This window comes from Parafrankia sp. Ea1.12 (assembly GCF_900465275.1).
GTDB lineage: Bacteria > Actinomycetota > Actinomycetes > Frankiales > Frankiaceae > Parafrankia > Parafrankia soli.
Window position 1 is genome coordinate 1 of sequence record NZ_UBIZ01000409.1, and the last position, 273, is coordinate 273.

The 273-nt window shown below is 71.1% G+C and carries 1 pseudogene; it reads right to left on the reverse strand.

The features are described 5' to 3' along the window. Positions 1-193 (reverse strand): annotated as a pseudogene (locus FMEAI12_RS38585) (HNH endonuclease); the annotation flags it as partial. Positions 194-273 lie beyond the last annotated feature (80 nt).

Genomic DNA, 273 nt, shown 5'->3' on the forward strand with positions numbered 1-273 from the left:
AGCCGCCCCGCCGCTCGAAGGCGGAGAGGAGGACCAGCCAGCCGCAGGTCGCAGCCGCGAGCCGCCCTGCCCACCCGCAGATCGCGGCTTCCAGATCCGCCAGCGGTGCGGTCTGCGCGTCCAGGCCCGGTATCAGGCCGATGTCAGGCGTGGGGGACGCGGCGGCTGCCGGGGAAGGTACCTGTTCGATCACTGTGATCACCGGGCCCAGGGGTGTCGTCGATCAGCGGATGCGAGCAGGCTCGCATCCGCCACCGACAGTTTTCCTCCCTG